The following is a 17,727-nucleotide window of genomic DNA, read 5'->3' on the forward strand; positions in this document are numbered from 1 at the left end:
GCAGCGTCGCTCTCTATGTCATCCATTCTGAAAAAACCGGCATTCGCCATCGTTGCCGGTGTCCTGTTCGTGCTGTTCGACCAGTGGGTCAAACTTGTCGCCCTCGCCCGCCTGCCCTACGAGAACTTTCGCTACGGCTCCGACAGCCTCTGGCTGGACGTCGCCCTGAGCCTTAACCCCGGCGCCTTTCTGAGCCTGGGCGCCAGTCTGCCGCCGATGGTCAAACAAGGCATTTTCATCGTCGGCGTGGGTGTGGTGGTGGCCTGTGCGCTCTGGTGGGCGTTGTCACGCTGGCAGGCTTCACCTGCCAAAGCCGCAGCGGTGTACCTGATTGCTCTGGGCGGTGCTTCGAACCTGTTCGACCGCGCCTGGCGCGACGGCCATGTGGTGGATTACCTGGTGCTGAACGTTGGCAGCCTGCATACCGGCGTGTTCAATATCGCCGACATGGCGATCATGGCCGGTGCGCTGTATCTGCTATTTGAAGGTTTCGGCAAACCCCGCACGGCCTGAGTCAGGAAACCCCGTACACCCTGGGCCCAGCCTGGCAGACCCGGTTTCTGCCCTGCTGCTTGGCCTGGTACAGCAATTGATCGGCGCTGGCCAGCAACTGGGCAGCGTTGCTGGCCTGAAGACTGTCGCTGCTGACCACACCGGCACTGATCGAGACATGACCGAGCGGGCTGGCAGCGTGTTCCAGGCAATCGGCAGCAATCGCTGCGCGAACCCGCTCGGCGACAGCAGCGGCATCGGCCAGTGCGCTGCCGGGCAGCAGGATCACAAACTCTTCACCGCCGTAACGCGCCGCCATATGATCGGGGCGTTCAAGGTTGTCACGCAGCAGGCGGGCGACCCGTTTCAGGCACTCATCGCCTTGCAGATGGCCGTAGCGATCGTTGTACTGCTTGAACCAGTCGATATCCAGCAGGATGACACCCAGCGGCAGCCGGTTGATCCTGGCATGAGCCCACTCGCGCTCCAGCGCCAGGTCGAACGAGCGGCGGTTGGCAATGCTGGTCAGGCCGTCGGTGCGGGCAATCTGTTCCAGTTCACGGTGCGCAGCACTGAGGCTGTGCTCGGCACGCAACAGCCGCTGAATCTGTTGCCAGATCAGGTAGCCGAGCAAAGCCACTACCGTCACCATCAAACCGGTCAGGGCGAAGGAACGCCACACATAGTTCCACCACTGGGCGTATACCGCATCGAGCGACAGGCCCGCAGCCGTTACCAGCGGCAAGCCGGGAATACGCTGATAGGCATACAGCCGCTCGACCCCGTCAACCACGGAAGTAACCACGGCGCTGCCATGATCAGCCAGCGGCAAGTACCTGCTGAAGATCTCGCCCTTGGCGATATTGGTACTGATGATCTTTTCCAGCGTCGGGCGACGTGCCAGCAGGTCGCCATTTGCCAGGGCCAGGAAAATCACGCCCTTGCCATCAACGTCCAGGCGTTCAAAGAAGCTCTGGAAATACGCCACCGGTACAGTGGCCAGAACCACGCCGGCAAAGCTGCCATCGTCATGATTGAGGCGTCGGCTGATCGGTACGATCAGATCGCCTGTCGTGCGGCTCGCCACAATCGAGCCGATATGGACCGCCGCACTGGGGTTGTCCCGGTGCCAGATGAAGTAGTCGCGGTCGCTGTTGTTGCGGCTGCTCTGGGTCTGGGTGAACGAGTTGGCGATCCAGTTGCCGTGTTCGTCATAGATGAACAGCCCCTGCACGCCCTCCACGTCCACCACGTTGCGGGCCATCAGTTGCGAAAGACGCAGCCGCTGCGGCGCCCCCCAGCCATCGACCTCGATGCGTTCAGCAATGTTCTTCAGAGTGCTGTCAGCCTGGCGCACGGTGTCGGTCGCGTGTTGCTCGGCCGCCCGGACGATGTTGAACACCGCACTGCGGGCATTGGCCAGACGCTCATCCGCCGACTGTTTGACCTGCCAGAGCGTGGCCAATAGCAGCGAGACACAGACCAGGCAGATGAAGACCACGATCCACATCGACAGCGCTTTGGGCGTCAGGCGTCCAGACAGGAAGGCAGTTGGGTTCATAAATCGTCGTCAACGTTCTGGCAGTTACGCTACGCACTGCAGGTTTCATACCCTGCGGCATCTGAACGAAGAAAAATCTGCACATGCATACGTGCCTGTTGGCGGCTGCTGTGCTGACGACTTCAAGAGCGATTATTTAGAGATTCGGCCCGGCTGAGCCTGAGAGAAAATGGCAGGGGCGGCTGGATTCGAACCAACGCATGGCAGGATCAAAACCTGCTGCCTTACCGCTTGGCGACGCCCCTGTAGCGACGAGTGCGAACACTCTGCTGAAGATTCCTGCAAGCCTGTTTGGCGGGCTGTGCTGGAATGAGCGGCAATTTACCAACATTATTTACGTCTGTGAAGCCCTTTGTTTAAAAAAATTACTTTTAAAACAGCTGGTTACTGTTTAACCAGCTGTATGCACAGGCTTTCACAGGAATTTGGCCGCTGCGACCAGGCCAATCGCCCTTCAACTGACAGCGGGCGCCAGGGTCTTCTCGAACACCGCGACCCCGTCCAGATCCCTCAGGGTTACGGTCAGCGCGGCGCTTTGCCCGTCAATATTGACCTCACCGAAAAACTGAAAGCCGGCAAACGGCGAGGTGTTCTGCGCTGGCGGGGCCTTGTGGAATACCAGTTCCGGGCCAAAGGTCTTGTCCAGCGGGTTGGGGCCGAAGCTGCCAGCGTTCAGGGGACCGGCGACAAACTCCCAGAACGGGTCGAAATCCTGGAACACCGCGCGCTCAGGCTGGTAATGGTGAGCCGCGCAGTAATGCACGTCGGCGGTCAGCCATACGCAATCGCGAACCTGCTGGGCCTTGAGAAAGCCAAGCAGTTCGGCGATTTCCAGCTCCCGCCCGGCCGGTGCACCGTCCTGGCCGTTGGCAATGGCTTCCCAGCGCGGTACACCGGGGCTGACTTCGCCGTCCGGCACACCCAGCCCAATGGGCATGTCGGCCGCAATGATCTTCCACTGCGCTTTAGAGGCTTTGAGTTCGCGCTTGAGCCAGTCCAGTTGCTCGCGCCCTAAAAAAGCCGTGCCGGGGCCAGGCTTTTCGCTCAGGTTGGCGTCGTTGGCATCACGGTAACTGCGCATGTCCAGCACGAACACATCAAGCATCGGGCCATAGCCAATCTTGCGATAGACCCGCCCGCCGTTGTCAGCCTGCTGCAGGCGCATCGGCGCGTATTCGAGAAACGCCTGACGACCGCGCGCCGCCAGCAGCTTGATGTCCTTGACCTTGTAGCGGTCATCGAGCTGCTTGCCCGGTGACCAGTTGTTGGTCACCTCATGATCGTCCCACTGCCAGATCTGCGGCACCTGGGCATTGAAGCGGCGCAGGTTTTCATCGATCAGGTTGTAACGATAATTGCCGCGGTACTCGTCGAGGGTCTCGGCCACCTTGCTTTTCGCCTCGGTGGTGATGTTGCGCCAGATCTGCCCGCCTTCGGTACTCAGTTGCGCCGGCACCGGACCGTCGGCGTAAATGGTGTCGCCGCTGTGAATAAAGAAATCCGGCAGACGCAGGCGCATCGCTTCATAGATACGCATGCCGCCGATGTCCGGGTTGATACCAAACCCCTGCCCCACCGTGTCGCCACTCCAGACAAAACGCAGGTTGCGCCGTTGCTGCGGGGTGCTGCGCAAGTGGCCAAACTCCGGCTCGCTCAGCACACCGGACTGTGCATCCTCGAACTGCACGCGATAGAAGACCGCCTGATCGGCCGGCAATTCGCTCAGATCGACCCTGGCGGTGAAGTCACTGCGCGCATCGGCCAGCGCCGAGACCAACCGGCGCGGGTTGCTGAACATGCTGCGGGTGTCCCATTCCACAACCAGCCGCGCAGGCCGGTCGCAACGACTCCAGACCACGGCACGGTCGCCGGAAATGTCGCCGGACTGCACGCCATCGGTGATCTTCGGTCGGTCCCGATTCGAAGCGATCACTGCCGGTGCCAGGCCCGGCAAGAGCAGACCGGCACCGGCCACTTGAATGATGCGACGGCGTGTGGGGTCGAACAGGGTCATGGAGAAGCCTCTTGCAGATGTGAGGCTTCACGCTAACAGCCAGGCTTGGCAGGGATGTGACAGTGTTTCGTTGCGCTCTGGCCTACAGGCAATACTGCTCAGATAAGCGCCGCAGCCCTTGTGGGAGCTAGCTTGCTAGCGAAGACGGCGGCGTGTTCGCAGCAGATGCTGTGACTTTACCGGCCTCTTCACGTGCGACCGGAACGCCGGCCGGCTGCTCCCACAGAGACTTGCAGTGCCTAAACGCCCTCCCACAAGACCGCGCTCCCGACAATTATTCCGTCGGCATCTCGGTGTCGATCATCTCCGGCACCTTGGCCAGCGGGAACTGCCGCGCCTGGCCGGGTTGTGGTCCGCGCCTGGCCGGCAACGGCTCCAGCACCTGTGGGTGCCCGGTCTGCAAGGCGCGCTCGATGGCCGCGACCACCCGAACATCGCGCCAGCCTTCCTGGCCATCGGCCTCCGGTACTTCGTTGTTAAGTATGCAGTCAGAAAAATACGCAGTTTCACCGGCAAACTGATCCACCACCGGATGGGTGACCCTGCGGCTCTCGTCCTGCAAATGGGCACGGTAAGCAATGCCGACCCCTTCGCCGTAACCGAAACAAGGTGAAGCCTCGACCTCGCCTTCGCTACCGATCAGCTGGAAGCGCTCGCTGTCCGGCAGGCTGTAGCTGACCGTGAACTGCGCCAGGCGCTCATCCGGAAAGCGCAATGAAACGGTCACCGTGTCCCAGGTGCCGATATCACGGCCCGGCGTCTTGACGCCCACTGCACTGACCTCAATCGGCTCGGCCGCGAACAACTGGCGCACCATGTTCAGCGGGTACGGCCCCATATCCGGCACGGGACCTGCGCTAAAGCCATGTTGGGTACGGTGATTACTGAGTTTGACGGTCTGGGTGAAGGTCGAGGTAAACAGCCGAGGCACACCGAACTCCCCTGCCCGCACCCGCTCGATGATCTCCAGCGTGCCCGGCTCGCTGTGCAGCCGGTATGCGATCATCAGCTTGCTGCCAGTACGGTTGGCCGCTTCGATCATCGTGTGGCAGTCAGTCTCATTGGTGGCCATGGGCTTTTCCAGCAGCACATGGATGCCCGCCTCCAGAGCCGGCAGCACAAACTCCAGATGGCGAAAGTTGGGGGTGGCCACGTAGACCGCATCAATCTCGCCGGACTTGAGCAGCTTGCCATAGTCCTCATAACGGTAGGCCTTGATGCCATACAGCGTCGCCAGTCGATCAGCCTTGTCCGGGTCACCGGTCACCAGCGCCGTCAGCGTCGAATTACCGGTCTGGCCGACACCGGGCATGAATGCCCCTTGAGAAATCGAGCCGCCACCTACCACACCGTAGCGAATCTTGCCGTCTTCACTTGGCATCCTGACTCTCCTGGATCGCGGGCAGCCGGTTGGTTGCCCTCTCTTGAATGGGGCCAGTGATGGGCGGGGAAGTTCAGAGAATCTTGTCGGCGGCTGGATACGCGGCGATCACAGCATTTCAATCAGAAGCCTGCGAACAGCCAGGTTCACAGGCTTCCGCTCAAGTCATCAGGCATCGAGGCGCTTGGCCTGCTCCACCCCGGCACTGCTCAGTTTGATAGGAAAGGTGATCTGCGGCTCGTCCTGTTCGGACGTGACCGGCTGACCATGGATCAGGTTACGTGCCTGCAAATCCTTGAGGGTTTGGGCGACGACCTTCTCACCCCGGTAGTTGTCCAGAATTTCCTTGCCCAGCCCGGCCGGGTGGGCGTGCAGTAAACGGGTAAGAACTTCGCGCTCCAGTTCGTTATTGCTCATAGCGACCTCTCTGGTTGCAATCGACGTTTGTACACCTTTGATGATCGGGTGCCACATCAGGTCTGACCCGACCGACCAACAGAGATTCAGACAGATTGCCGCAGGTTTGCCGTACACAGAAAAACGCCCGCAAATGCGGGCGTTTTCAAAGGCTCGGTTTCCGTTACCGGGTATTGCTGCCACGCAAATGCGCCAGCAGCACCTGCAGCGGATGCAGTACCACCTTGCCATCCTGGCGCTTGACCTGGCTGCGGCACGAGTAGCCGTCGGCGACCAGCCCGCCATCTTCGCCGTGTTTGGCGACCAGTGGCTGCCAGGACTGTTGGTAGATGATCGCGGAGGTCTGCACGTTACGGGTTTCGTGGCCGTAGGTGCCCGACATGCCGCAGCAGCCGCTGGGCAGTACATCGAGCTTCAGGCCCAGCCGGCTATAGGCTTTCTGCCACAGACCGACGCTACCCGGTTCGTTGGTTTTCTCGGTGCAGTGCGGCAGGAAGCGGAACACCTGGCCTGAAGCTTCACGCTCCGGCAGTTGAGCATCGACCAGCCACTCCTGAGGCAGCAATACCGTGGGCGCCTGTTCGCCGAGGGTTTTGCTGTATTCCTGGCGATAGACCAGGGTCATCGCCGGGTCCAGTCCGACCAGCGGGATGCCGTAGGCCTGCAAGGTCCGCAGCGACTGGCTGTTGTAGGCAGCGGCTTTTTCGAAGGCGGCCATGAAACCCTGCACCTGCAGCGGCTTGCCGTTCGGCGCGAACGGCGCCAGGTACACCTGATAACCCAGACGGCTGATCAGTTCCAGCCAGTCGGCGGCCAGGTGAGTTTCGAAATACCGGGTGAAAGCATCCTGCACCACAATCACGGTGCGCTGGCGCTGTGCATCGCTCAGCCGGGCCAAGCGTTCAGGGGTGGCGATGGCCACATTCCAGCGCGCGCAGGCGGCGCGAAAATCCATCAGGCTCAGCAGCGGGCTGTCGACCATGCCGGCCAAGCGTTCCAGCAGGTAACGGACCGGTTTGGCGGCCATGATGGCGTTGTACAGCTTGGGGAAGCGCGCCATGTACGGAATGGTGAATTCCAGCGAACCGATCAGGTAGTCCTTGAGCGGGCGCAGGTAGCGGGTGTGGTACAGCTCCAGAAACCGCGAGCGGAAGTCAGGCACGTTGACCTTGATCGGGCACTGCCCTGCGCAGGATTTGCACGCCAGGCAACCGGCCATGGCCTCGTACACCTCGTGAGAGAAGTCCTGCTCGCCACGGCGCCGGCCCAGGCTGTTGCGCACCTTGCTGGTCAGCCCGGTGAAGAAACTGGCCGACCGCGCCCGCACGCTGGCCGCCAGCACGTCGATGTTTTGTTCGCCTTGCAGGCGCAGCCATTCGCGGATCAGCGAGGCGCGGCCCTTGGGCGAGTGGATGCGGTTGCGGGTAGCCTTCCACGACGGGCACATGGCGTCGTTGGGGTCGTAGTTGTAGCAGGCACCGTTGCCGTTGCAGTGCACGGCGCTCTCGTAGTGCTGCCAGACCCGCTCGTCGATGGTGCGGTCCAGGTCGCCACGCAGTTGCACTTCGTCAACCAGAGTCAGTTGCGCTTCGGGGCGCGTGGCCGGGGTCGCGATCTTGCCGGGGTTGAGCTGGTTGTGCGGGTCAAAGGCCGCCTTGAGCGCCTGCAACGACGGGTAAAGCTCGCCGAAGTAACCCGGCACATACTGCGAGCGCAGGCCCTTGCCGTGCTCGCCCCACAACAGGCCGCCGTGTTTCTGGGTGAGTGCGGCAACCTGATCGGAAATCGGCCGGATCAGGGCCGCCTGGGCCTGGTCTTTCATGTCGAGGATCGGCCGCACGTGCAGCACCCCGGCATCAACATGGCCAAACATGCCGTATTGCAGGCCGAAGCTGTCGAGCAGGTCGCGAAATTCCTGAATGAAATCGGCGAGGTTTTCCGGCGGCACGGCGGTGTCTTCCACGAACGGCTGCGGGCGTGCTTCGCCCTTGACGTTCCCCAGCAGGCCCACCGCACGTTTACGCATGGCATACACGCGGTTCACCGCCGCGCTGCCCACCGCCAGGGTGTGGCCGAGGCGCACCACCGAGGTATCCGTTTGCAGGTGTTCGATGAACTCGTGTACGCGGCGCTCGACGTCGTCCAGCTCATCACCACTGAACTCGATCAGGTTGATGCCCAGCGTCGGGGTGTCCGGGTCAGCCGGGAAGTATTCAGCCACGCCGTGCCAGACGATGTCTTGCATGGCCAGCATCAAAACCTTGGAGTCCACGGTTTCGATCGACAGCGGCTTGTGCGCCATCAGCGCCTTGGCATCGCGCAGCGCTTCCATGAAGCCGGCATAACGCACGTTGACCAGAATCGAGTGCTTGGGAATCGGCAGCACGTTCAGGCGCGCCTCAACGATGAAGCCCAGCGAGCCTTCCGAACCACACAGCACGCTATTGAGGTTGAAGCGGCCATCCTGCTCACGCAGGTGCGCCAGATCGTAGCCGGTCAGGCAACGGTTGAGCGGCGGGAAAATGTCCTTGATCAGTTGCGCCTTTTCATCGGCGATACCCTGGGCGCAGCGGTACACCTCGGCGGCACGGCCGCTGCCGGCTTTGGCGGTGTTGAGGGTGTCTTCGTCGATCACATGGCTGTACACCGAGCCGCCGCCGAGCAGGACGGTGTCCAGGTCCAGCACGTGGTCACGGGTCTTGCCATAGGTGCAACTGCCCTGACCGCTGGCGTCGGTGTTGATCATGCCGCCGATAGTGGCGCGGTTGGAGGTCGACAGCTCCGGGGCGAAGAACAGCCCGTGGGGCTTGAGCGCCGCGTTGAGCTGGTCTTTGACCACCCCGGTCTGGACCCGTACCCAGCGCTCTTCGACGTTGATTTCCAGAATCCGGTTCATGTGCCGCGACAGGTCGACCACCAGCCCGTCGGTCAATGACTGGCCGTTGGTGCCGGTGCCGCCACCGCGTGGGGTGAGGACGATCTGCTGGAATTCCGGGCTGCCGGCCAGGCGGGCAACGATCTCGACGTCATCGCGATCACGGGGAAATACCGCTGCCTGGGGCAGGCGCTGATAGATCGAGTTGTCAGTGCCCAGTACGGTGCGTGAGCCATGATCCCTGGCAATTTCTCCGGCAAAGCCTGACTGGCCAAGGGCGGTAAGGAAGCGCTCGTAGAGATCGGCCTGTCCGGTGACGGGTTTGAGCTGGGCAATCATGGCGGTAGTTCCTGATGCTAAGACTTTTTATATGCAGAACACGTAGCCCGGGACCAAGCCCGGATACGCTGCTATTCACGGTTAGCCGCGATTTTGCGTAAGATCCATGCGCACGGCAAATGTAAATCCTGGCCGTTTTGCATGACTTTTATGAATGAGCCCTGTGCATGAATCCGCGTCGTCTTACCCCGTCCATGTCATTGCTGATCGCTTTCGAGGCGGCGGCCCGGCATGGCAGCTTCACCAAGGCCGCCGATGAGCTGGCGCTGACCCAGAGTGCGGTCAGCCGTCAGGTTCAGGCACTGGAGGCGCAGCTGGAGGTCGAGCTGTTCAAGCGCGATGGCCGGCGCATCGAACTGACCACCGCAGGCGCGTTGTACCAGCATGAACTGGCTGCAGCACTGGGGCGCATCCGCAGCGCCACCTTGCAGACCATCGCCCACAAGTCGCAAAGCGGCACCTTGAGCCTGGCAGTGCTACCGACCTTTGGCTCGCGCTGGCTGCTGCCGCAGATGCATGACTTTTATGCCCGGCATCCCGGCTCGGTGGTGCATATCCATTCGCGCATTGCCTCAGGCGACCTGAGCGCCGCTTCGGCGGATATGAATGCACTGATTTGCGTCGGTAACGGCAGTTGGCCGGGGTACATTGCGCATCCGCTGATGGCCGAGGAACTGCTGGTGATTGCCAGCCCGAGTGCCCTGCCCGACCATGCCGGCATGCGCCCTGCGGATGTCGCCCAGCGTTCGCTGCTAAGCGTGGTATCGCGGCCCAACGCCTGGTCGGACTGGTTCGAGCATCATGGGCTGGACCACCACATCATGCGCCCGGGGCCGAGTTTTGAGGTGACCTCGCATTTGATTCAGGCGGTAGCGGCCGGGATTGGCATTGCGCTGGTGCCCAGTGTGCTGGTGCGCGATGAGCTGGCACGTGGCGAGCTGGTCAGTCTGTTTGCACCGATGGACAGCGGACGCCGCTATTACCTGGCCTATCCGACCCGCTTCCAGAACCTGCCGGCGTTGGTGGTGTTTCGGGATTGGCTGTTGAATAGTTTGTAGGAGCGAGTCTGTCTGTTTTCAGTACCCACGCTCAAAATCCACTACATCACCCAGCGGCTGGTCTTTGTGATACCGCAGCAGGTTGGCGACGAAGTGTTCGACGATGTTGTGCCAGATCACGCCGCTGGCCGGGGATACGTGGGGCGACAGGCGCACTTTGGGGTGTTTGTAGAAGGGGTGGTCAGCCGGGGTCGGTTCTACGGCGGTGACGTCGAGGGTGGCGCGGCTGAGCTGGCCGGCGTCCAGCGCGTCGAGCAGCGCGGCTTCGTCGATCAGGCTGCCGCGGGCGATATTGACCAGGTGCAGGCCCGGTTTGGCGTGGCTGAGCAGGGCCTTGTCGACCAGTTGCCGGGTGGATGAGGTGGCCGGCGCGGCCAGTACCACGTGGTCGGATTCGACGAACAGTTGCTCCAGGCTCTCGGCGCGCTCGACTCCCGGTACGTCGAAGGGTTTGCCCGAACGGTTCACCGCGATCACCTTGACCCCAAGCGCTTGAGCCCGCACCGCCAGGTCACGGCCAATGGCCCCAAAGCCGACGATGCCCAGCGTGCTGCCGCTCAATTGCTGCAACGGAAAGCGCTGCCACTGCTCGGCGCTGTCGATCCAGACCTGCGGGAACTGTTTGACCTGGGCGAGGATCGCCGCCAGGGCGAATTCGGCCACCGCCACCGAGGCGGTGCCGCGCGCCGACGACACCGGCAATTGATCGAACAGCCAGGCCGGGTAGCCGTCGATGCCCGACGAGGTCAGTTGGACCCACTTGAGGTTGAACGGCCAGCCCGCCGGCTGCTCCGGCAGTTCCTGAGTGAGAAAGTTACCGAAGAACGGCCGGGTCAGCAGAATGCTCGCCTCGGGCGGCACCTGCGGCGCGCCCTGGCCGATGGCAACGATGGTGTACTCCGGCAGGCGCTGGCGCAGCAGCGCGTTGATTTCTTCATCGTGCTGGCTGGCGATCACGGTGTGGGACATGGATCAGTTCCTGTTTGATTTGCTTGATAAAGCGATGCTAGCAATCCGCGCGTGATGCCGAAAATGAATTAAAAATCTAAGCTAATATGCATTTCCATAATTAAGCGCCAACGCAGCTTCAGGTACTTGAGTATCGAGCCAGAGCCTTCCCGGCACATCAGCCAGCAACTTCGCGGTGTAGTCGGACGACGGCGCCTGAAACACCTGCTCGCAGGCGCCCTGCTCCACCACCTTACCGTCGCGCATCACCACGACATGATCGGAAATCTGCCGCACCACGGCCAGGTCATGGGAGATGAACAGATAACTCAGGCCCAGACGCTGCTGCAATTGCCCCAGCAGCTTGAGGATCTGCGCCTGCACCGAGGCATCCAGCGCCGACAGCGCTTCGTCGAGCACCAGCAGCTCCGGCTCCAGCGCCAGGGCACGGGCAATCGCCACGCGCTGGCGCTGACCGCCAGACAACTCGCCGGGCTTGCGCTGCAACAGATGGGCCGGCAGTTCGACCTGCTCCAGCAGACTCGCCGCACGCGCCCGGCGTGCAGCGCGCTCGCCAATGGCAAACGCATGCAGCGGCTCGCTGATGATCTGCTCCAGGGTCCAGCGCGGGTCAAGTGACGCGTAAGGGTTCTGGTAGACGATCTGAATGCGCTGGCGCAGGGGCTGCCAGGCGCGCCGCGACAGGCGGCTCAGGTCTTGCCCGGCAAACAGCAGCTGGCCACGGTCGGCCCGCTCCAGGCCGAGAATCAGCCGCGCCGTGGTCGACTTGCCCGACCCCGACTCGCCCACCAGGCTGGTGGTGCCATGGCGTAGCACATTGAAAGACACCTCATCGACCGCTGCGCGCCCCGGCTGGCGCCAGCTGGAGAAATCCTTGCGCAGCAGATGCACCTGCAACAGCGGCTCGGCACGCAACACCCTGTCACGGCGCGCTTGCGGTGCATCGCTCAGGGTCGGTGCCGCATCGAGCAATTGCCGGGTATAGGCATGCGCCGGGTGCTGAAAAATCTGCTGCGCCGGGCCGCTTTCAACGATGCGCCCGCGCTGCATCACGATCAGCCGGTCAGCGCGATCCAGCGCCACCCCAAGGTCGTGGGTAATCAGCAATACCGCTGTGCCGCGCTGGCGGGCCAGGGTTTGCAGACGATCAAGCACCTGGCGCTGCACCCCGACGTCCAGCGCACTGGTGGGCTCATCGGCAATGATCAGCGGTGGGTCGTTGGCCAGCGCAATGGCGATCAGAATGCGCTGGCGCATGCCGCCCGACAACTGATGCGGATAGCTGCGCGCCACCCGCTCGACTTCATTGAGGCCAACCTGCGCCAGCAACGCTGGCACCCGTGCGCGGGCCTCGCGGCGCGATACACCGTGTACGGTCATGGCCTCGCTGAGTTGCTGGTCGATGCGTTTTACCGGGTCCAGCGACAGGCCGGGGTCTTGCGGCACAAAGCCCACCAGCCGGCCGCGGCGCTGACGCCACTGGCGCTCGCCCAGGCCGACCAGCTCTTCGCCGGCCAGGCGAATACTGCCGGCTTCAATCACCGCGTTACTGGCCAACAGGCCAATCAGCGCCCCGGCCGTGGTGGACTTGCCCGAACCGGACTCGCCAACCACTGCGACGATTTCCCCCGGATGGATGGCAAAACCCACCTGATCAATGCCCTCGACCCGCCCGGCGGTGCTGCAGTAACCGATGCGCAGACCTTCAACCTGCAAGATTGGCTGGCTCATGGGTGTTCTCCCTGAATGTCCTGAATGGCCCGCGCCAACTGGTTGGCCGCCAGCACCACCGAAGCCAGCACCAGCCCCGGCAGCGTGGTGTACCACCAGGCCGCGACCATATAGTTGCGTCCTTCGGAAATCAGCAGCCCCCACTCCGGTTGCGGCGGCGGCGCGCCAAAGCCGAGAAAGCTCAAGGCCGACACCGACAGCACTGCCGCACCAAACTCCAGCGCCGCCAGGGCCAGTACCGGCGCGGCGGCATGGGCAAGGATATGCCCACGAATGATCCCCCATGGCCCGACCCCGCTGACCAGCGCCGCCTCGACAAACAACCGGCTGCGCCAGTGCAGCACTTCGCCGCGTACCAGCCGGGCAAAGGTCGCCACTGACGACAGGCCCACCGCCAGGGCGATGTTCAGGGTGCCGAAGCCCAGTACGGTGATGATCGCCATGGCCAGCAACAGCGACGGAATAGCCATCAACACCTCGACCATGCGCATCAACAAGGCATCCAGCCGACCACCGAAATAGCCGGCAACTGTGCCCAGTACGATGCCCACCAACAAGGCGATCAGCACCGCCAGCGCGGTGGCTTGCAGCGACAACGCCGCCCCATGCACAGCGCGGCTGTACAGATCGCGGCCCAGATGGTCAGTGCCGAACCAGTGCTGCGCGCTGGGTGGTTGCAGCGCTTCGGCCGGCAGCCCCAGCAGCGGGTCCTGGGTGCTGAATAAAGTCGGCCAGAGCGCCCAGGCCAGGGCCAGGCTCAGCACGATGATGCCCAACGGCAGCAACGGCCGTTTGCGCAGCACCGGCCGCACGCGGGCCAGCCAGCCGGTGCCGTTTGCGGCATATAGAACGGTGGTAGTCATGGGGCACCTGCGCGGATACGTGGATCAAGCAACGGATACAGCAGGTCCACCAGCAGGTTGACCAGAATGAAGATCACCGCAGCGAGCAGCACCACGCCTTGCACCATGGGAATGTCCTGATTGCTCACCGCCGCCTGGGCCAAGCGCCCGACGCCCTCACGGGAGAACACGGTTTCGGTGACCACCGACCCCGCCAGCAGATTGCCCACCAACACCCCGGACAGGCTCAGCACCGGCACCGCCGCGTTGTGCAGCAGGTGCACGAACAATAAGCGCCGGCGGCTTAGCCCCTTCGCCAACAGGCTCTCGGCGAACGGCTGGCGCGAAACGTTGGCCAGTGAGCGCAGCAGCACCTGGGCAATCACCGCCGCGGTGGGAATGGCCAGGGTCAAAGCTGGCAACACCAGCGCAGCAAAACCCTGGTTACCCATGGCCGGAAACCAGTGCAGCTTGAACGAGAAACCCTGCAACAGCAGCAGCCCGACCCAGAACGTGGGCAACGACACCGACAACGCCGGCAGCCCGAGCAAGGCGTCGCGCAGCCAGCGCCAACGCACCAGGCTCGCAGCCAGCGCCAGACCGATACCGCCCAGTAACGCCAGGCCCAGCGCCAGCAGGCTCAACTGTGCGGTGGCAGGCAATGCCTGGAGCAAGGCCGCCGCCACCGGCTCGCCACTCTGGATTGAATGGCCGAAGTCCAGTTGCAGGGCTTTGTACAGGGCAATGCCGTACTGCACCGCCAGCGGCTCGTCCAGATGGTATTCGGCGCGCAACGCCAGAACCTGCGCCTGATCCGCCGCCGACGGTTCGCCACTCTGGTTAAGCATGATGCTTACCGGGTCACTGGGCAGCGCATACAGAATCACGAACGAAACCGTGAACGCCGCCCACAGCACCACTGCGCTCTGCCACAAGCGGTGCAGCGCGGCGGTTACGGTCTGGCGCCAATACAACCCCTGGCCTGGCGCGCCAGGGGTGGCGGTTATCGTTGAAAGGTCTGTCATTGGGTTACCTATTGGAGAGCCGTGGCCCGTTCGCTGCTGAAGCAGCTCCCACAGAGGCGCGTACGGCGTTCATGGCTTCTGCAGCCAGGTATCGAAGAACTGCAAGCGCGACGAAGCCTCGTAATGCAGGCCATGTACCCGTTTTCCATGGGCGATCACCGTGGCCAGTTCGATCAGCGGAATCACCTGGCCCTGTTCGATCAACTCACGGCTCACCGCGTCGACCCGTTGCTGGCGCAGCGCCGGGTCGAGGGTGGCCGCCGGGGCTTCGAGCTGTTTGTCCAGCTCGCCTGGCTGACGCTTGCCATAGTTACGCCCGTTCACATGAAACAGCGTGCGCAGCACATCCGGGTCAGCGCGGGTCAGGTTGTAGAAATGCAGGCTGATATCGCCGCTGTTCATCAGTGCGGTGACCTGGCTGATGGTGGTACGGTTCAGCCGCAGCTCAACCCCGACGCTTTTCAGTTGCTGCTGGATAAGCTCCAGAATCGGCGTGTTCTGCCAGTAATCGACCTTCAAGCTCAGGCGCTGGCCGTCTTTTTGCCGGATGCCGTCAACACCCGGCAGCCAGCCGGCCTCATCGAGCAGCCGCTTCGCGCCGTCAGGGTCATAAGTCAGCAGCGCGGAAAAGTCCGTGTAGAACGGCGTACTGCTGGCCAGCACCGAGGTCGCCGGGCGCTGGTAACGGGAAATGATGCTGCGCAGTTGCTCGCGATCAATCGCCTTGATCAGCGCCTGACGCACCCGCAGGTCGCGGTACAACGGGTTGTTCAGGTCGGGGGTGAGGTTGTACACCACCCCAGGGTTGGCGCGGGTCAGCAAGGGGATGTCCTGAGCCTCCAGGGTTTTCTCGTTCTGCGCCACCACCCCGGTATCGACGTCGATCTGCCCGGACAACAGGCTGCCCAGCCGCACCCCGGACTCAGGCACGATGATGAACTCGATGCCGTCCAGCCGGGCCTTGCCGGTGTGCGCCGCCAGCGACGAGCCCCAGTTGTAGTCGTCACGGCGTGACAGGCTGACCTTCTGGTTGTGCACAAAACTGTCGAGTTTGAACGGCCCGCTGCCAATCAACTTGCCCTGGCAACGCTCGGCCGGGTCGCTGGCCAGCGTGGCCGGTGCCAGCAACCCCAGGCTCATGGTCGAGGTGGCCTGCAGGAACTGCGCATTGGGTTGTTTGAACTCAATGACCAGGGTACGGCTGTCGGGGGTGTCGATGCGCTGCAGGCCCGCCAGATACGTACCGGCCAGGATCGAGCGGGCGCTCAGGGCGATGATCTTCTCGAAGTTGGCCTTGACCGCCTGGGCATCCAGTGGCGAGCCATCGCTGAAGCTCACCCCGTCGCGCAGGTAAAAGGTAAAGCGCCGGGACTCGGCGTCGATCTCCCAGCGGCTGGCCAGCCACGGCACGATCTCGCCAGTCTGCGGGTCCTGGTCGGTCAGCGAATCGACCAGTTGCCGACCGACATTCAACGCGGTGTTATTGCCGGCCTGATGCGGATCGACACAGTTGGGGTCGCCATCCAGCGCGACCTTCAGCACCCCGCCACTGACCGGCGTGCCGACCGCCGCCTGGCTGGCAGGCGGCGACGACTCGCCACAGCCGGCCAGCAGCAAGGCCAATACCAGCGCGGCGGGCTTGAACAACGTTTGCACCGGTTTGCTCATGCCACCTGCCCCGCTGTATGACGGTTGCGAATGTACGGCAAGCCCAGATTGTCGCGCAGGGTCTGGCCTTGGTATTCGGTGCGAAACAGCCCGCGGCGCTGCAACTCCGGCACCACCTCTTTGGCGAAGCCTTCGATGCCTTGGTGCAACCCGGAAAACATCACATTGAAGCCGTCGGCAGCATCGGCCTCGAACCAGCCTTGCAGGTCGTCGGCGATGCTCTGGGCGGTGCCGATCAGAATCCGGTGGCCGCCGGCGGTGAGCTTGTTGAACAGCTCACGCACGGTGGGCCGTTCACGGCGAATCAGCTCGAACACCAGTTTCTGCCGGCTCTTGTGAGTATTGGTGTCGAACTGCTCCGGCGGCAGCGGCACCACTTCGTCGAACGGCAGCTCGGACAAATCAAAGCCCAGGCTGGCGAACTTCGAGATGCTGCGCAGAAAGGTTTTCGGTTCCAGCAGTTCCTGCAACTGGTCATAGCGGGCCTGCGCCTCAGCCTGGGTCTTGCCGACCACCGGAGAAACGCCGGGCAGGATCTTCAAGTGATCGGGGTCGCGGCCGAATTCTGCCGCCCGCGCCTTGATCTCGCGGTAGAACGCCTGGCCCTGCTCGATGGTGTGTTGGGCGGTGAAAATCAGCTCACCGGCCCGCGCCGCCAAGGCACGCCCGGAGTCCGACGAGCCGGCCTGGGCGATCACCGGATAACCCTGCACGGGACGTGCGGCATTGAGCGGGCCACGGACCTGAAAGTGCTTGCCGTGGTGGTCGAGCACATGCAGCTTGGCGGTGTCGAGAAAGCGCCCGCTGGCCTTGTCTTGCACAAAGGCATCATCGGCGTAGCTGTCCCACAGGCCGGTGACCACGTCATAGAACTCTTCGGCGCGCTGGTAACGGTCAGCGTGCAGCACATGGGCGTCGAGATTGAAATTTTCACCGCCGCCCAGCGACGTCACCAGATTCCAGCCGACCCGGCCACCGCTGAGGTGGTCGATATTGGCCAGCTTGCGGGCCACGTTGTAAGGCTCGTTATAAGTGGTGCTGGCGGTGCCGATCAGGCCGATATGCCGGGTGACCAGGGCCAGTGCCGGGAGCAGGATCAACGGGTCCCAGCGCACGCTGTTGGGGCCGCGCTCCAGCACCGCCAGGTCCGGTTCGACATTGACCGTGTCATTGAAGAACAGCGCGTGAAAACGGGCGGCTTCGAGGGTCTCGGCGATCCAGCGAAAGTGCCCGAAGTCGCGAAACGAGTCAGGTGCGGCGCTCTCGTGGCGCCAGCTTGAACCCATGATGCCGGCGCTGGGGATGAAGGCGCCCAGCAATAGTTGTTTCTGCGTTGTGCTCATGAAAGCTCCTAC

General features: G+C 62.9%; 13 protein-coding genes and 1 tRNA gene. 2 read left to right on the top strand and 12 right to left on the bottom strand.

Annotation, left to right across the window (positions count from 1 at the left end; all coding sequences use genetic code 11):
* Window positions 1-15: 15 nt before the first annotated feature.
* On the top strand, window positions 16-513 hold the full coding sequence (locus NJC40_RS21450) for a signal peptidase II (protein WP_253142267.1): 498 nt from the start codon (window positions 16-18) through the stop codon (window positions 511-513).
* Between the two features lies 1 nt (window position 514).
* On the opposite strand, the gene NJC40_RS21455 is transcribed toward NJC40_RS21450, so the two are convergent.
* From NJC40_RS21455 to ydiJ, 6 genes are all read right to left on the bottom strand, one after another.
* The gene (locus NJC40_RS21455; RefSeq protein WP_253142266.1) at window positions 515-2,053 is read right to left on the bottom strand and encodes a sensor domain-containing diguanylate cyclase; all 1,539 of its coding nucleotides are present in this window, start codon (window positions 2,051-2,053) and stop codon (window positions 515-517) included.
* Between the two features lie 170 nt (window positions 2,054-2,223).
* Window positions 2,224-2,298: transfer RNA gene (locus NJC40_RS21460), tRNA-Gln, on the bottom strand.
* A 209-nt stretch (window positions 2,299-2,507) separates the two neighbouring features.
* Complete coding sequence (locus tag NJC40_RS21465; protein ID WP_253142265.1) at window positions 2,508-4,067, bottom strand: alkaline phosphatase D family protein; 1,560 nt, start codon at window positions 4,065-4,067, stop codon at window positions 2,508-2,510.
* A 274-nt stretch (window positions 4,068-4,341) separates the two neighbouring features.
* Window positions 4,342-5,448 carry a Gfo/Idh/MocA family protein gene (locus NJC40_RS21470; protein ID WP_045491737.1) on the bottom strand — a complete coding sequence of 369 codons (1,107 nt, stop codon included), beginning with the start codon at window positions 5,446-5,448 and terminating at the stop codon, window positions 4,342-4,344.
* A gap of 168 nt (window positions 5,449-5,616) precedes the next feature.
* On the bottom strand, window positions 5,617-5,865 hold the full coding sequence (locus tag NJC40_RS21475; RefSeq protein WP_045494821.1) for a hypothetical protein: 249 nt from the start codon (window positions 5,863-5,865) through the stop codon (window positions 5,617-5,619).
* A 163-nt stretch (window positions 5,866-6,028) separates the two neighbouring features.
* Window positions 6,029-9,079, bottom strand: a complete 3,051-nt coding sequence (ydiJ, locus tag NJC40_RS21480) for a D-2-hydroxyglutarate dehydrogenase YdiJ (protein ID WP_253142264.1) — start codon at window positions 9,077-9,079, stop codon at window positions 6,029-6,031.
* Between the two features lie 167 nt (window positions 9,080-9,246).
* Here ydiJ and NJC40_RS21485 point away from each other — a divergent pair, with 167 nt between their 5' ends.
* Window positions 9,247-10,137 (top strand): LysR substrate-binding domain-containing protein, encoded by an 891-nt coding sequence (locus NJC40_RS21485; RefSeq protein ID WP_045491742.1) that lies wholly within the window; start codon window positions 9,247-9,249, stop codon window positions 10,135-10,137.
* Between the two features lie 18 nt (window positions 10,138-10,155).
* Here the strand turns inward: NJC40_RS21485 and NJC40_RS21490 are convergent, their stop codons facing one another.
* The 6 genes from NJC40_RS21490 to NJC40_RS21515 all read right to left on the bottom strand — a co-directional run bounded on the left by NJC40_RS21490 (window position 10,156) and on the right by NJC40_RS21515 (window position 17,715).
* Window positions 10,156-11,106, bottom strand: a complete 951-nt coding sequence (locus tag NJC40_RS21490; protein WP_253142263.1) for a D-isomer specific 2-hydroxyacid dehydrogenase family protein — start codon at window positions 11,104-11,106, stop codon at window positions 10,156-10,158.
* 81 nt (window positions 11,107-11,187) lie between these two features.
* A complete protein-coding gene (locus tag NJC40_RS21495) occupies window positions 11,188-12,837 on the bottom strand; it encodes a dipeptide ABC transporter ATP-binding protein (RefSeq protein WP_253142262.1) in 1,650 nt (549 codons plus the stop codon).
* Complete coding sequence (locus tag NJC40_RS21500; RefSeq protein WP_253142261.1) at window positions 12,834-13,700, bottom strand: ABC transporter permease; 867 nt, start codon at window positions 13,698-13,700, stop codon at window positions 12,834-12,836. Before NJC40_RS21500 ends, NJC40_RS21495 begins: the two co-directional genes overlap by 4 nt.
* Entirely contained in the window at window positions 13,697-14,704 is a 1,008-nt protein-coding gene (locus NJC40_RS21505) for an ABC transporter permease (RefSeq protein ID WP_253142260.1), read from the bottom strand. Before NJC40_RS21505 ends, NJC40_RS21500 begins: the two co-directional genes overlap by 4 nt.
* A gap of 69 nt (window positions 14,705-14,773) precedes the next feature.
* Complete coding sequence (locus NJC40_RS21510; RefSeq protein WP_253142259.1) at window positions 14,774-16,372, bottom strand: ABC transporter substrate-binding protein; 1,599 nt, start codon at window positions 16,370-16,372, stop codon at window positions 14,774-14,776.
* Window positions 16,369-17,715 carry an LLM class flavin-dependent oxidoreductase gene (locus tag NJC40_RS21515; protein WP_253142258.1) on the bottom strand — a complete coding sequence of 449 codons (1,347 nt, stop codon included), beginning with the start codon at window positions 17,713-17,715 and terminating at the stop codon, window positions 16,369-16,371. Before NJC40_RS21515 ends, NJC40_RS21510 begins: the two co-directional genes overlap by 4 nt.
* Between the last annotated feature and the right edge of the window lie 12 nt (window positions 17,716-17,727).

The sequence above is a fragment of the Pseudomonas sp. 21LCFQ02 genome (assembly GCF_024129895.2).
Taxonomy (GTDB): domain Bacteria; phylum Pseudomonadota; class Gammaproteobacteria; order Pseudomonadales; family Pseudomonadaceae; genus Aquipseudomonas.